At 56.1% G+C, this 14,413-nt stretch carries 11 protein-coding genes and 1 pseudogene; 4 read left to right on the top strand and 8 right to left on the bottom strand.

Annotated features, from left to right (window positions below; translation table 11 throughout):
• Window positions 1-245 (top strand): annotated as a pseudogene (locus tag DDZ13_RS15525) (transposase); the annotation flags it as partial.
• A gap of 144 nt (window positions 246-389) precedes the next feature.
• Here the strand turns inward: DDZ13_RS15525 and pnp are convergent.
• From pnp to DDZ13_RS12415, 3 genes are all read right to left on the bottom strand, one after another.
• Complete coding sequence (pnp, locus tag DDZ13_RS12425) at window positions 390-2,555, bottom strand: polyribonucleotide nucleotidyltransferase (protein WP_110131778.1); 2,166 nt, start codon at window positions 2,553-2,555, stop codon at window positions 390-392.
• Window positions 2,556-2,948: 393 nt separating this feature from the next.
• The gene (gene rpsO, locus DDZ13_RS12420; protein ID WP_110131777.1) at window positions 2,949-3,227 is read right to left on the bottom strand and encodes a 30S ribosomal protein S15; all 279 of its coding nucleotides are present in this window, start codon (window positions 3,225-3,227) and stop codon (window positions 2,949-2,951) included.
• Between the two features lie 246 nt (window positions 3,228-3,473).
• On the bottom strand, window positions 3,474-5,381 hold the full coding sequence (locus DDZ13_RS12415; protein WP_158279913.1) for a tetratricopeptide repeat protein: 1,908 nt from the start codon (window positions 5,379-5,381) through the stop codon (window positions 3,474-3,476).
• A gap of 111 nt (window positions 5,382-5,492) precedes the next feature.
• On the opposite strand from DDZ13_RS12415, the gene DDZ13_RS12410 reads away from it, so the two are divergent.
• Window positions 5,493-5,741 carry a hypothetical protein gene (locus DDZ13_RS12410; RefSeq protein ID WP_110131775.1) on the top strand — a complete coding sequence of 83 codons (249 nt, stop codon included), beginning with the start codon at window positions 5,493-5,495 and terminating at the stop codon, window positions 5,739-5,741.
• 86 nt (window positions 5,742-5,827) lie between these two features.
• On the opposite strand, the gene DDZ13_RS12405 is transcribed toward DDZ13_RS12410, so the two are convergent.
• Window positions 5,828-7,531, bottom strand: coding sequence for a GspE/PulE family protein (locus tag DDZ13_RS12405; RefSeq protein WP_110131774.1), 1,704 nt, complete (start codon window positions 7,529-7,531; stop codon window positions 5,828-5,830).
• Window positions 7,532-7,690: 159 nt separating this feature from the next.
• Window positions 7,691-8,074 carry an SET domain-containing protein-lysine N-methyltransferase gene (locus DDZ13_RS12400; protein WP_110131773.1) on the bottom strand — a complete coding sequence of 128 codons (384 nt, stop codon included), beginning with the start codon at window positions 8,072-8,074 and terminating at the stop codon, window positions 7,691-7,693.
• Window positions 8,075-8,174: 100 nt separating this feature from the next.
• On the opposite strand from DDZ13_RS12400, the gene DDZ13_RS12395 reads away from it, so the two are divergent.
• Window positions 8,175-9,116 (top strand): hypothetical protein, encoded by a 942-nt coding sequence (locus tag DDZ13_RS12395; RefSeq protein ID WP_146209360.1) that lies wholly within the window; start codon window positions 8,175-8,177, stop codon window positions 9,114-9,116.
• On the opposite strand, the gene DDZ13_RS12390 is transcribed toward DDZ13_RS12395, so the two are convergent.
• Genes DDZ13_RS12390 through DDZ13_RS12380 form a run of 3 tightly spaced genes read right to left on the bottom strand, consistent with a single transcriptional unit; the run spans window position 9,088 to window position 13,095 of the window.
• Window positions 9,088-10,113, bottom strand: coding sequence for an A/G-specific adenine glycosylase (locus DDZ13_RS12390; protein WP_110131771.1), 1,026 nt, complete (start codon window positions 10,111-10,113; stop codon window positions 9,088-9,090). The genes DDZ13_RS12395 and DDZ13_RS12390 overlap by 29 nt on opposite strands.
• Before the next feature lie 60 nt (window positions 10,114-10,173).
• Window positions 10,174-10,788, bottom strand: coding sequence for a protein-L-isoaspartate(D-aspartate) O-methyltransferase (locus DDZ13_RS12385; RefSeq protein ID WP_110131770.1), 615 nt, complete (start codon window positions 10,786-10,788; stop codon window positions 10,174-10,176).
• A gap of 24 nt (window positions 10,789-10,812) precedes the next feature.
• Window positions 10,813-13,095: an ATP-binding protein gene (locus tag DDZ13_RS12380; RefSeq protein ID WP_233246155.1), complete on the bottom strand. Its 2,283-nt coding sequence runs from the start codon at window positions 13,093-13,095 to the stop codon at window positions 10,813-10,815.
• Window positions 13,096-13,382: 287 nt separating this feature from the next.
• Here DDZ13_RS12380 and rnhC point away from each other — a divergent pair, with 287 nt between their 5' ends.
• Complete coding sequence (rnhC, locus tag DDZ13_RS12375; RefSeq protein WP_110131768.1) at window positions 13,383-14,372, top strand: ribonuclease HIII; 990 nt, start codon at window positions 13,383-13,385, stop codon at window positions 14,370-14,372.
• Window positions 14,373-14,413 lie beyond the last annotated feature (41 nt).

Genomic DNA, 14,413 nt, shown 5'->3' with positions numbered 1-14,413 from the left:
AGAAGGCGCTGAAGGTACTTGAAAAAGAGGATGCGCTCCTGCCGAAAGCTACTGTGCTGCGCTGCCGGGTGCGCTACTTCACCGATGGGGCCATCCTGGGCAGTCAGGACTTCGTCCGGAGTTACGCGGGGGCCTGGCAACGAGAGAAAAATCGGAAATATCCGCCCAAACCGAATCTACTGCGCGGGGCCGACTGGCAGGATCTTGCCACCATTCAGGGACTGAGGAAGCAGGTGTTCGGGTAAGAATCTGTTTCTATTCTTAGTTTGTTTTGGTGAGGATATTATGAGGTTAAGCTAAGGTGTCTAATGATACCCGAATGGTTATTGAGGTAAAAAAACGGCCACCTTTCGGTGACCGCTTGAAATAAACAAACTCCAGGGGAGGTATTAGTCTTTCTCCTCCGTTTCCGGAGCTTCTTCGTCCTCTTCGTTGCCTTCCTTGGCATCTTCGAGAGCAGCTTTGCGGGAGAGGCGAACCTTGCCCTTTTCCACACCAATGCACTTAACGACCATCTCGTCGCCGAGCTTGCAGATGTCTTCCGTCTTCTTGACGCGGAAGTCAGCCAGTTCGGAGATGTGGACAAGGCCTTCCTTGCCGGGCAGGCACTCGACGAAGGCGCCGAATTCCTTGATCCCGCGAACGATACCACGGTAGGTCTTACCGACGACGATCTCTGCGGTGCAGAGTTCGACTTCCTGGATCGCGCGGTCCATCGACTCCTTGTCGGTGGCGAAGATGAGGACCTTGCCGGAGTTATCCTCGTCGATGTCGACCTGGGCACCGGAGACCTCGGTGATCCGGCGGATATTCTTACCGCCTGGGCCGATGAGGGCGCCGATCTTTTCCGGATCGATCTTGATGGTGTGGATGCGCGGCGCGTGTTCGCGAAGGTCCTGACGGGACTCGGGCAGATGCTCGGCCATGATGGCGAGGATCTTCATCCGGGCATCGCGGTTCTGCTTGATGGCATCGAGGGTGATGTCGAAGGGCAGGCCGCTGATCTTCAGGTCGAGCTGGAAGCCGGTGATGCCGTCCTTCGTGCCCGCGATCTTGAAGTCCATATCACCGAAGTGGTCTTCTGCGCCGAGGATGTCGGTGAGAATGACCTTCTTGGTGATCTTGCCGTCAGCATCTTTCTCCGTGACCAGGCCGGTAGAGATACCGGCGCAAGGTGCGGTGATCGGCACGCCTGCATCCATTAGGGAAAGGCAGCCGCCACAGATGGAAGCCATCGAAGTGGAGCCGTTTGAGCTCATGACTTCGGAAACCACGCGGATAGCGTAAGGGAACTCATCTTCCGGGGGAAGGATCGGGAGGAGCGAACGCTCGGCGAGCGCACCGTGGCCCTGCTCGCGGCGGCTGGTGAAGCCGAAACGACCCGCTTCGCCGGTGGAGAAGGGGGGGAAGTTGTAGTGCAGGATGAAGGACTTGCTGGTCGCACCGCCGGTGAGGCCGTCGATATCCTGAGTGTCGCGGCTGGTGCCGAGCGTGGAGATGACGAGTGCCTGGGTTTCGCCCCGGTTGAATAGGGCGGAGCCGTGCACGCGCGGAAGCAAACCGGTATCGCAGGAGATCGGACGCAGGTCTTCGGCGCCACGGCCGTCGACACGCTTGCCGGTCTCGAGGATGTTCTGGCGGTAGAGCTTCTCCTGGATCTCGTCGAAGGAGCGGGCAACGTCGTTGGCGTCCACCTTGTCCGCGCCGAGCTTTTCTTCCAGTGCGGCGGTGGTTTCGTTGGCGATCGCTTCGATGGCGAGCTTGCGGGCGGAGTAGCTGTCTTCCTTGAGCGCTTCCTTAACCTTCTCGGCGGCAAACTCTTCGCAGAAGTCGGTGACTTCCTTCGGAGTGATAACGAGGTCGAATTCCTTCTTTTCCTTACCGGCAAGTTTCGCGAGCTCTCTTTGGGCCGCGATGATCGGCTGGATGGCTTCCTGCCCATACTGCAGGGCCTCGTAGAAGCGCTCGTCGGAGATGAACTCGGCGGAGCCTTCGATCATCATCATTTCGGTTTCGTTACCGACGTAGATGAGGTCGAGGTCGGAGTCGAGCATCTCATCGTGGGTCGGGTTGGTAATGAACTCACCGTCGATCTGGCCGACGCGGACACAGCCGACCGGGCCGTTCCAGGGAATGTCGGAAATCAGGGTGGCTGCGGAGGCGGCATTGACCATGAGCACGTCTGGCTCGTGGATGCGGTCGGTCGCCAGAAGCAGGCCGATGACCTGTACTTCGTTCATGAAGCCCTTGGGGAAGAGCGGACGAAGCGGACGGTCGCAAAGTCGTGAAGTGAGGATTTCCTTCTCGGAGGGCTTGCCCTCGCGCTTGAAGTAACCGCCGGGGAACTTACCGCCAGCGGAGAACTTTTCGCGGTAGTCGACTGTGAGCGGGAAGAAATCCTGCCCGGGGCGGAGTGCGGATGCGGCAGTGGCGGAAACGAAGAGTTCAGTTTCGCCCTGACGGATGGTGACGGCACCGCTGGCAAGACCAGCGAGCGTGCCTGTGGAGATCTCGATGCCGAGACCTTCAACGCTTACGTTATGTTTTTGTTTCATTCTATTTGTATTTTGCTTTTTGCATTCAACGGCATGTCGGGGATGGGACCTTCATTTGCCGCCAGCACCGCAAATCGGTTGCGATGCTTCCGTGAAAGTAATCAGGTGGAGGTATAAAGTAGAAAGGTTGAAAGTGGACGACATCTTATTTTGTAGTCGGATTCCTTACGACTCCGGTCGACCTGACTTGTTTATTACGTGGGCCAAAGCCAAAGGGCTTCGGCTACGGGCTATGAATTTTTCCTAATCTCCATCCTACTCTTAATCGTAATCCTCTTCCAGTGTGGTCAGAGAATTACGATTAAGATTACGATGTTGACGAGGCGATTTAAAGAACGGGGTAAAAAGAAAATGCCGGGCTTCGTGAAACGAAGCCCGGCATCATTGAGAGTCTTATCGGCGAAGCTTGAGCTTCTCGAGAATCGCGGTGTAGCGACCGAAGTCGGTGCGCTTCAAGTAGTCGAGCAACTTACGGCGGCGGGCGGTCATGGCGATCAGGCCGCGGCGTGAGTGGAAGTCCTTGCGATTGTCGCGAAGGTGCTCGGTAAGGTGTTTAATGCGTGCGGTAAGCAGCGCGATTTGCACTTCGGAAGAGCCGGTGTCGTTTTCGTTGGCACCGAATTCCTTGATGATAGCTGCTTTATCGACGATTGTATCTGATATATCTGACATATGTTTTGATTTTATTTTCCCTTGCTATGGATTCCGGGTTTCTGGAACCGTCGGGGCCGTCACCTGACCGCCCTGACCGTTAAAATCCCTCTAAGGATTAGCCGGGGAGCGGGCCCTTCGCAGGACGCGCTCTAACGCTGAACTGACGGAAAATGCTTTTCTCCGGCACTTGCGCAAGGAAAAAAAGCAGTGTATTGCGATACCAGTCTCTCCCGAGCCGGACGAAAAATCGCCCAGAGTAGGCTTCTAGTCGTGCTTGAGTTGCCAGCGTGCGAACTGGAACTCCGGATTTTCGGGAGAGCCTGTTTCGATGGCGATATGGAGCAATTCCTTGAGGTTTTCGCTATGGGCCCGTGCTCTTTCAAGTTGGGCGAGCCAGTAACTGGCTGCACAAATTTGAGTGCGCGCCTGTTCCGGGGTCTCTGCGCGGCCGGCCCAGTCAAGGACCTGTTTGCGGCTGGCTTTGCCGCGAGCATAGTCGTTGTAGAGAGTCGCCGATTTCGAGGTCGTTGCCAGTTCGCTTATTTGAATGCCTTTCTTCCCGGAAAGGAGGGTATGGAGGTAGGCCGCGGTATCGGATTGGTTGGCCTTGAATTGCTTCAAAGCATCGCCTTCGAGTTGGGGGTGGAGATATTGCTGTAGCGATTGGGCGGCTTCTTCGTATTTGCCCAGCGTGTAGGCGCAACTGGCGTGGAGCAGGTCGAGTGTCACATGGGTGGTGAGCTTGCGCGCGGCCACGCGGAGAAAAGGCTCTGCTTCCCCGATGCGGCCGAGTTGAAGGAGCACGAGCCCCTGCTCATAGCTCAACACCGGACTCGACGGTTCCAGTTGATGGGCACGCTCGTAGTCGACCAAGGCACCCTGCAGGTCCCCGATCTTGCGCAGGAGCGAGCCACGCAATGCCAGGATCCCGGCCTGCTCCGGTTCGAGGTCGAGCGATTGGTTGAGTGCGCTCAGGGCCAGTTCGTTACGCCCCTTTTTAATGTGGGCCCGTCCCAAGAGCGCCCAGCCTTCTGCACTCGTGTTGCCGCGGAGCAATGCTTTCTCCAGAGTGGGCAGGAGTGGATCCAAATCCTTTTGCCGCAGCAGCAGTCGTCCCAAATGAACGGCTTCATCGGGCGTTTCCGGGACGTAGCCGCCGTCGACAGCCCTTTTCAGACTTTTGATGGCCTCGTCGCGGCGTTTTAGTCTTTCAAAGCAGATGCTACGGTAGAACTCGAGTGCATGTTGTAGCGCGGTTGGTCGATTGGCGTTGAGTTCCAGGGCTTCCTCGAATCTAGCCCGGGCGGTGCCCACCCGGTCGCGGGCAAGGGCTACGCGCCCTTTCAGGTAGAGCGCGATATCGGCCAGGGCCGGGTTTTTCGAAATCGGCTCGATCAGGTCTTCAAGGGCCAGCCATTCCTCGCGGTTGGCATAAAGAGAGGCCAGAGTTACTGTGGCCTCCAGATTGTCCGGGTCTTCCCCAACAATTTGTTGGAGAACGGTGGTGGCCTGTTGCGTCTCTCCCGCCTGCGCCAGAAGTTGAGCGCGCTTGATTTCCAGGCGGCTCAAAGCTTCCAGGTTTTCCCGGCCGGTCTGGCCCCGGTAGAGTTCGATCGCCTGGTCGATCGCGGCGAGGGCCCCCTCGATATCCGGTGCGGTCCGTGCTTTTTCCAGATAGGCTTCAGTAGCAAGCTGGCGGCCGGTGTCCGACGCTTCCGGCTGGGGGCCGTAGGTTTTTTGGAACGCGTCGGCGGCATCGTCCCATTTTTCTTCCGCCATTTTGAGCAGGCCTTTAAGATGTTGGGCGGTTCGCGCGTGCTCGCTGCCGGGCTGCGCTTTTGCCAGGACTGTATCGATTTGGGCCATCGCATCCTCGCGGCGATCGAGATTGCCGAGGATGAGTGCTCTGAGCACCTGATATTCCAGTTCCTCCGGCGCGGATGCGATCGCGGCTTCAGCAGATGCCAGAGCAGCCTCGATTTCGGATTGTTCGAGGAGGAGCTTGGATTGCAGTGCCAGGCTGGGGGCATGTTCGGGGTCGAGTCGCAGGCATTGTTCGATGCCGCGCGCCGCGCCGCTCCGGTCGCCGATCAAATAGTTGCCTTCAGCAATATTGTAATAAGACTGCAGGCGACTCTGTTTGGCAGCGCCCGGCAGGGCGTTCGAAAACAAGAGAAGAAGAGCTATGAGAGACGATCGGTGGCGCATTGTCTTGGATTGCAAAAGAAAAAAACCTCGGCGACGACTGGAAAACGTTAATAGCTTGGATAGGATCAATTCAACATGAAGTCAGGTAAGACACAAAAGCGTTCTGCGGCCGATTTGTTTTTCGACACGGTGGGTGCCGTCGTGCCCAGCTGCGGGCCGGCCATAAAAATGGTGGAACTGGGGCAGGAGCGCCCGCTCTCGCTGAAAGAACGTTTTGTGCTGACCTACAATTCTCCACTTTGTCTGCACTGTAATTGCAACCGCCGGAAGTTCAAAGAGGAGCGCGAGAAGATGCGTGCGATCGAAGCAGAGCGGCGAGCGTAATAGAGAATTACGAGTGGAAGTGCCGCAGGACGGTGCTGGCGCACCACCGCTACGAGTCGCCGAGCGGAAAACTTTTTTAAGCGCAACTAGGATTCTTCGTTTTCCAAATCCGCGAATCGCATGACTTCCTCGATCGTGGTGGTGCCTTCTTTGATATGTCCCCAACCGCTTTGCATGAGTGTACGCATGTCCTGGGAAATGGCGGTCTGACGGATGAGCCGGGCGGAGTCGCGCTTGACGATATGCTCGTGAATCTCGTCGGTCACGCGGAGGATTTCGAAAATGCCGACCCGACCACGGAAGCCGAGCGAGCGGCAGCGTTCACAGCCGACGGCTTCTTTGGCGAGATGTCCGAATTGAGCCTCGCTCGGGTCGATCCGCATGGTCGCGAGGAAGCCGGCTATTTGATTCGCTTCGTAGTTGGCAGGGCGGGCGCACTCCGGGCAGAGGCGGCGCACGAGGCGCTGCGCGATGATCATCTCGACGGAAGAGGCGATGAGGAAAGGCTCGATGTCCATATCGATGAGCCGCGTCAGCGCCCCCGGAGCATCGTTGGTGTGGAGGGTGCTGAGGACGAGGTGGCCGGTTAGCGAGGCACGGATGGCGATGTCAGCGGTTTCGCGGTCGCGAATCTCACCTACCATGATCACGTCCGGGTCCTGACGCAGCACGGCGCGCAGTGACTGGGCAAAGGTCAGCCCGATCTCGGGGTGGACCTGCGTCTGGTTGACACCCGGCACTTCGTATTCGACCGGGTCTTCGACCGTGATGATGCGTCGCTCGGGTTTGTTGATCAGGCGGATATAAGCGGTCAGTGACGTTGACTTACCCGAACCGGTCGGCCCCGTCACCAAGATGATACCATGGGGCGTGCTCAGCGCGTGGCTGAGTTTTTTCTCTTCGTTAGGGTCGAGGCCCAGTTCTCGCATGGAGAGCGGTTTGGACTTTTGATTCAGCAGACGTAGCGAGACACTCTCGCCGTACATGGTCGGGAAAGTGGAAATCCGGATGTCGAGTTCTGAATTGCCTGAACCGAAAGAGATACGCCCGTCCTGCGGGCGGCGCTTTTCTGAGATATTCAGCTTCGCCATGATTTTCAGGCGTGAAATAATGGCGCCCTGAAAGCGGATCAAGTTATCCGGCACCCGAATGGGTACGAGCTCGCCGTCGATGCGGTAGCGGATCTGCAGTTCGTCACGGTGTGGCTCAAAGTGAATATCCGTAGCGCGGTCGCTGACCGCTTTGGAGACGACTTCATTGACAAAACGGATAACGGCGGCGTCCTCATCTTCGTCGTCCTGAGTTTCGGCGACATCGGTGACAAGGTCCGACTCGTCCAGACTCCCAGCACCGACGCCAAAATGCTCGGTGATGGTTTCGACCACCTGTTCGGGATTGCCGAGATGCCACTTCGGCATGCGGCCGCAGGTGGCGTAGATCCAGCGGTCCATTTTTTCATCCGGTGGCCAAAGGGTGACGAGTGGAATGGGGGCCGTGCTGTCTTCCTCTTCTGTTGAACTGCCGTCCGCTTTTACGGGTTCCCCGTTTTGTACCGGCACACATTGGTATTCGTGGATCAGGCGAAGGGGCAGCGACCAGGTTGGATTTTCAATCAGTTCGATTTGACCCACCAGTGGGAGCCCGGTTTGTTCGGAAACTTCCTGCAGGAGTTGTCTGGTCGACATCTGGCGAAGTGCCGCAATTTGCCCGAGCCGCTCCGAGCGGGGGAGCTGCTCCACTTCGGTGCGTTGCTCTTCGTCGAGGTCCTTGAAAATATCGGTTAGTGCCATTGGCTTTGGATGCGGGATGCGGGATGCGGGATGAGGGGTGAGGGGATGATGAACGATGTAGACTAGCCGCTCCCTGACAAGTTTCGATATAGTACCGGACAATTTTCGTTCTGCACCCGATCACTCGCAACTCGTATCCCGAATCTCAAATCCCGGTAGCTATTCCCAGTAATCTTCACCGTAGTTGAAAAAGATTTCCTCACCGGGGGCGATATCGCAGAGCGCTTCAAAACGTGCGCTTTTCCAGCGGTGGGAAACCACGAGAAAGGCGTTGGGCTCATCGCTGTGGTTGATGTAGCGGGTGTAGTTCGCCTTGGGACCCTCACCGATAATGATATGCGTTCGGCAGACCCAGAGCACGTAGGCGGAGAAGGGGCGTTCGGGGTCGTGGAAGGCGTTTTCGTCGATCACCTCGCCCGTATAGTAGCCGATGGTGTCCTCTTCCCGGATATGGGTTTTGGCAAAAAGTCCCTGTCCGGCCCCCTTAATGGTGGAGGGGCGAACATCAAAATCTGATTCTGTAAAAATTTTTGGCTTCGGCATCGAAACGTTTAGGCTGGGTTGTCGCTGTAAAAGGTCGAACATGGATTCTTGCTTTTTAGGTGCAACCCTCTAGTCCCTCTCACCAATGCAGATGCGCGGTATGTTGGCACTAATTTTGGCCCTGGTCCTGACCACGGCCATCGCTTCAGCGTTGCCATCTATCGAAGTGGCCAGTGGGAATACGACCCTCCGTTGGTCATCCACTGCCGACAAGCAGTATCAGGTGTATGCCAGTGATAATCTGTCCCGTCCTCTGCTAGAATGGGAAGAAGTCGGCCCCTGGTTTGCCGGGAATGGTTCGGAGCTTTCGGTGCAAGAAGCCGTTCAATCAAAAAGGTTTTTCGTGGTGGAGGAGCGTGACTCCTTCGCGATCGATGTTGCGGGAGCCGGTTATGGTACGACCGGCAACAGTTGGACATATCAGATCATTGACAGCCGGGAGAACGATGTGCCCTTCACCGCGACTTACAACGTAGTAGGCACGGAAAACTATGAGGGCGACGATGCCATTAAGGTTGTTGCCAGCAGCGAGGACCATCCGTCGGTCGACCCCTGGGAGCAGACCTTATACATCCTCAACGACTTCTCTGCGGGGCTCTACCAACTGGGTGGCGTGAATCCGGAATCAGGTGCCGAAACGAATTACACTGCCGGCCCTTTTCAAATAACCAGTGCCGCAAAGTGGCCCTTGCTCTTAAATAATTTCACGCCCGGCGTGGCTGTCGATGCCGATTACACCCATAGTTTTTACGGTGCGGTCGACAACACGATTACTCACAGGATCAGTTCCTTTACCTTGCCCGGAGATAGCGAGCCGAGCACGGCGATCGAGGTGACTTCAGTTTTCACTGCGACGGTATCCGTTAGGGTGGTTTTCTTTACCTATAATTACAACGTCACCTCGACGACGGTGGACAAGTATGTCGATGGGGTGGGCTTGGTCTCGAAAGTATCCGACGTGATCATCGAAGGTGTAGGAGGCGCGCAGGAAGTCGATCCCATTAGCGTGAGTGTTACGTTGACTGCTTATTCGCAACCTTAGTCAATTCGCCCACCCAGCGGCGATGTGGTCCCGATAAGGTGATGTTTTCCAGATCATTGAATCTGATCCAAAAGTGATCGTCCGGCAGCGCCTTCGGTGCGCTGACGACAAAGATGGGTTCCTTGATGCGGCGATGCGTGATGGAACGCGTCTTTATGGCAAGTGGTTTGGTTTTGGGCGTGGGCAGGTGTAAATCCTTCAGTTTCGGCAGTTCATATTGCCCGGCAAGCTGCCCCGCACTTTCCGGGATGCGATGGAGGAGGATCGCGTTGCCTTCCAGGGCCCAGGCGCGCTCGACTGTGATGCGTTTCGTGGCTTTGCGCTGAATTTTCGGTATCTGATCGAGTTCCGCACTGGTGCGTCCCAGGCAAAAACCGGCCACTGGGCAGATGGTGCAGAGCGGCTTGCGCTTCAGGCAAATTGTCGCGCCGAGTTCCATCATGGCCTGGTTGTGGTCGCCGGGATTCTCCTCTGCCACCACATCCTCCGCGAGCGCGGTGAAAGCTTTGACTGCCTCGCCATTGCTTTTGAACGTTCGGGTGTCACAGGTCAGACGGGCGAGGATGCGCACAACATTACCATCGACCACTGCCACCGGTTCATGGAAGGCGATCGAGGCAATGGCGGCCGAAGTGTAGGGGCCGATGCCGGGGAGCGCCTGCCAGGCTTCACGGGCTCTGGGCTTCGGGCTGGCAGCGACGTATGCCTTGGCCAGCTTGTGCAGGTTGCGGGCGCGACTGTAGTAGCCGAGCCCTTCCCAATGCTTGAGCACATCTTCTTCGGAGGCTGCGGCCAGAGTTTTGAAGTCCGGGAAGCGATGCATCCACCGATCAAAGTAAGGCAGCATAGTTTTGATCTGCGTTTGCTGGGCCATCAGCTCGGAAACCACCGTGCGGTACACGGAAGGCTTTTTCCGCCAGGGCAGGGGGCGTTGGGCCTGAGCATACCACTCGGCAAGTGAGCTTTGAAATTCCTTCTGTTGCTGGATGAGCGACATCGTGTGGAAACTAGCGCGGCGTCGCGGGAATTCACGATTATTCTTCAGATTCCGAACCGATTACACCATGGGCACGAAGCGCACGGGTAAATCATCCTGCTGTTCGATTTTGCCTTTGGATTTTCTTAAAATCACAAGGTGCTGCCGATATCCGCCGACTGGTAAAATCATACGTCCGCCTTCCCGAAGTTGTCCGGTAAGTGCTTCCGGCACAGTCGCCGGAGCGCAGGTAACGAGTATGACGTCGTAGGGCGCGTGCTCCGCCCATCCTTGATTGCCGTTGCCGTGCCGTACTTTGACTGAGTGGTATCCTTCTTCCTTCAAGACGGCTGAGGCGTGTTCGGCGAGTCCCCGAATCGTTTCCACGGAATAGACCTGAGCCCCAAGCTCCGCGAGGATCGCGGCCTGGTAGCCGGAACCGGTTCCGATCTCGAGGATTTTTTCACCGGGCCGGACATTCATTTTTTCGGTCATATAGGCCACGATGTAGGGCTGCGAGATGGTTTGGTCATAACCGATGGGCAAGGGATGGTTCCCGTAGCTGTCCCCGCGCCGAAACTTATCCGGGATGAACAAATGACGCCTGACGCGCCCCATCGCTTTCAAAACCCGTCTATCGCGAATGCCCATCGCGCGCACCTGTTCGACCATCGACTGGCGATCACTTTCCGGCATTTGTATTTGTGGCAGGGATTTTGCCTATTCGGAAATCCGGACGAATTCGGAGATGCAGTCCTTGAAGGTCTGCATGCGTATAGGCTTGGCAATAAAGGCGGCCATGCCCGTCTTCAGGCATTCTTCTTTTGCATCGGGGCTGACGTGAGCGGTGAGCCCGATAATTGGGGTTTCACGGTTTTCGGAATCCGACTCGCGGATTGCCTGTGTGGCATCGAATCCGTTCATTACGGGCATACTCAAATCCATCAGAATTAAGTCGTATTTCTCTTTCCGGGACATTTCGACAGCGGCTTCGCCGTGCTCGGCGAGGTCGACCTTGAGTCTCCATCGCGTCAACATGGTTTGAGCGACAAGAGCATTGCTGGAGCTGTCTTCAACGAGAAGAACTTTCCCGGTCGAGGGGGCTTCGGCTTGCTGCGTTCCGGGCGTCTTCTCTCCGGAATTTGCTGCGGGTTCAACTTTCTGCAACGGGCAGCGGAAACGAAAGCAGGAACCGACGCCGGGCTGACTTTCCGCGGTGAGCGAACCGCCCGAGATGTCCGCGATCTTGCGGCAAATTGCCAGCCCCAAACCAATGCCTTCATAGCGGCGGGTATGCGATGAGTCCACTTGGGTGAAAGCGTCGAAAAGCTTTTCCAGGACAGCTTCTTCGATTCCGATGCCGCTGTCTTCGACTTCGAAAAGTGCCTCGATTGTTCCGTCACCCAGATCACGCTGGCCGATGCGGAGGTGGATGCTTCCCTCGTGCGTGTATTTACAGGCATTGGTCAACAATTCACCGACGATTCGCCGAATGTGGTCGCAGTCGCCGGCGACCATGGTTCCGGCCGGAATGGCGTCGTAACCATCTGTCCCGTTTTCAAATTCAATCGTCTGCTTCGGGCACTGCTTCCGGCTTCTTTTTAATGCCAATTGGCTGCACTCCAGAAGATCAAAAGGCAGGGTCTGGTATGTTTTTGAGCCGTCCTGTAACTGGGAAAAGAAGAGGATGTCTTCGATGAGGGCGAGTAACTGCTCGCTGGAGCGATTGATTTGCTGGAGCGAATCGAGGCTTTCCGGGTCGTCGATCTGCTCCTGCAGCAGACTTGTGTGGCCCATGATCGGATTGAGCGGGGTGCGTAACTCATGGCTCATGACGGAGAGGAATTCGTCTTTGGCCCGGTTGGCATTCTCCGCGGCACGTTTGGCAATGAGCAGATCCTCGGTGGCACGTTTACGCTCGGTCTCGGCACGAATGCTGTGCAGGGCGAAACGCAGGTCCTCGGCCACTTCCCGGAAAAGATCGATTTCCTCTTCGTCCTGGATCGCCGCCTGACTGGTCATGAGTGCGATGTATCCAAAATGATTGGCGTAGCTGAACTCCACGCCGAGCAGTGCGCAGTCTTCCAGTCCCTCCATAACGGGAAAATCGGGGCACTGTTCGATGGGCTTAGCGGCGAGAATGAGCCCGTCTTTTGTCTTTGTGTTTTCAATACACTTTGGGAGCTGTCCCGCTTGCAGGAAAGCTTTCAATTTCCCGGCGTCCTTCAGTTCGGGTGCATCGTGGTAGTGTGTGGGTTTGCCATTCTCGTCGAGCAAGGCGATCCAGGCATGCTCGAACTCGCGGTCCTCGATCAGGATCTCGCAAATCTTACGGATGAGTTGATCGATATCCGGCGTGCCGACGATTGCTTTGTTGATTCGTCGTATCGCCCGCAGCATGGCATTCAGCATGAGCAGTTTATGCTCGTTCTGTTTCCGGTCGGTGATGTCTCGGGAAAAGCAGATCGCCCGGTCTTCCATATGACGTACCCCGTCGACGCGAATGATTTTTTTGGAACCATCTTTGCAACGGATCACGCGGTCACGAGTGGCATAATTATCGGTAAAGATTTCTCCGAAAACCGCGGCGGTGCCTTCCTTGCTGTCGGTCGCATCGATCTCGAAAATGCTCATCTTTTGCAATTCTTCGAAAGAGTAACCGGTGAGCTTTTCCGTCGCCTCATTGACCTCAAGGTACTTGCCCTTTCGATCAATGACCGCAATTGAGATCGGCGAGTTTTTGACGTAGAGTTCATACTGCGTCTGACTGCGCTCGTATTTCGACAAGGCCTCGGCGACTTGGTATGACCAGGATCGGCAGAGCAGCCAAAGCAACGCGGTCGTGACCACGATATAGGCCAGCCCCTTTAGCGCCTCGATTGCAATAATTGTACTGGATTCCGCTACTTCCTGCGACAACCAAAGGGTTGATAGTATGATCCAGGCCGATCCCACCACGAAGTAGATGAATACGATTCGATTCGCCGTGAGTTTGGTTTTCAATATTTCGGAAATCCGGCGTGGCATGTTGTGAGGGCGGACAATTGGGATGGGCTATCTCGTCGGTACGGCCTGAGGTGAAAGGTGAATGGAAGCCTATGCGTTGTTAACCGCATAGCTCTCGACAAACTATTCAAGAGGCAGTTTGTGGCAAGGGTAAAGCCGCTTGGATACAATGCAATTGCATTCACATTACATCGCAGAAGGGGCTCTTGGACGCTGGCTGGATTGCGGTGTGGTGTGCGATTGTGCTTCAATTGCAGGAGCGGCTGTGCTAGCCGTTTTCACACATGCCGAAAAAGCGACAGAAAAAGGCCGAAGACGAAGGTCCCAAAGCCAAGACCATGTACACCATCAAGCTCGAGGAAGAGCAGATGGATAAGCTGGCGGACTACTTGGAGGAGGGGTATCAAGGGCCCTGGTTCCACTATGACGTGGCCTACTCGCTTTTTGCCTTCAAGGGGGAGAAGGTGAACGTTGTCGGCTACCAGAGTGGTAAGCTGGTCGTCTCCGGGAAAAAGACCGAAGAATTCGTGCAGAACATTCTGGAGCCCGAGATTACCGGCGACCCGCGGCTCGGCTATGACGAGGTGCACCATCCGGAATGGTTCGAGCTTCATGCCGGTTGTGATGAGAGCGGTAAGGGCGATCTCTTCGGCCCGCTGATTACGGCCTGCGTCATCGCTGATGGCGACATGGTCCGGCAATGGATCGAGCTCGGCGTCGCCGATAGTAAAAAACTGTCCGACAGCAGCATCCTGAAATTGGACAAGGAAATTCGCAAGACAAAGGGCGTCGTGATTAAGACGGCCTTCGCCCGGATGCCGAAATACAACGAGCTCTACTACAAGTTTGATAAGAATCTGAACAAGCTGTTGGCCTGGTATCACAGCAAATCCCTGATTGGGGCTCTTAATGAGCGCCCGGCTCCCTGGGGGCTGCTCGACCAGTTTACCAAGCAAAAGCTGGTCGACGCCTATGTGAAGGACCGGAAGGACTTTAAACTGATCAGCCGGACGAAGGCTGAATCCGACCCGGTTGTCGCGGCTGCCTCAATCGTGGCCCGGGCCGTTTATGTACGTGAGATGAAACGGCTTTCGGATGAGGCGGGTGAAGTGCTCATCAAAGGTGCCAGTGGTAAGGTGCTTGAACAGGCGAAGAAGATCGTGGAAGAAAAAGGTGCGGATGCGCTGAAGAATTTTGCCAAGATGCACTTTAAGACGGCCTACGAAGCGCAGGGCCTGGAGCCTCCGGCGAAGCCCAGTTGGTATAAGTATTGATCGATATTTTCTGCTGGTTTTGAGGGGTCGATCAAATTATC

It is taken from the genome of Coraliomargarita sinensis (genome assembly GCF_003185655.1).
In the GTDB taxonomy this organism is placed as follows: Bacteria; Verrucomicrobiota; Verrucomicrobiia; order Opitutales; family Coraliomargaritaceae; genus Coraliomargarita_B; species Coraliomargarita_B sinensis.
The sequence above is the reverse complement of the archived record's forward strand: the minus strand, read 5'-3'. Positions and strand labels throughout refer to the sequence as shown.

Excerpts from the sequence above, each read along its gene's own strand:
- rpsO (WP_110131777.1), bottom strand. The coding sequence starts at position 3,227 with ATGTCAGATATATCAGATACAATCGTCGATAAAGCAGCTATCATCAAG.
- pnp (WP_110131778.1), bottom strand. The coding sequence starts at position 2,555 with ATGAAACAAAAACATAACGTAAGCGTTGAAGGTCTCGGCATCGAGATC.
- rnhC (WP_110131768.1), top strand. The coding sequence starts at position 13,383 with ATGCCGAAAAAGCGACAGAAAAAGGCCGAAGACGAAGGTCCCAAAGCC.
- DDZ13_RS12410 (WP_110131775.1), top strand. The coding sequence starts at position 5,493 with ATGAAGTCAGGTAAGACACAAAAGCGTTCTGCGGCCGATTTGTTTTTC.
- DDZ13_RS12395 (WP_146209360.1), top strand. The coding sequence starts at position 8,175 with ATGTTGGCACTAATTTTGGCCCTGGTCCTGACCACGGCCATCGCTTCA.
- DDZ13_RS12400 (WP_110131773.1), bottom strand. The coding sequence starts at position 8,074 with ATGCCGAAGCCAAAAATTTTTACAGAATCAGATTTTGATGTTCGCCCC.
- DDZ13_RS12405 (WP_110131774.1), bottom strand. The coding sequence starts at position 7,531 with ATGGCACTAACCGATATTTTCAAGGACCTCGACGAAGAGCAACGCACC.
- DDZ13_RS12390 (WP_110131771.1), bottom strand. The coding sequence starts at position 10,113 with ATGTCGCTCATCCAGCAACAGAAGGAATTTCAAAGCTCACTTGCCGAG.
- DDZ13_RS12385 (WP_110131770.1), bottom strand. The coding sequence starts at position 10,788 with ATGCCGGAAAGTGATCGCCAGTCGATGGTCGAACAGGTGCGCGCGATG.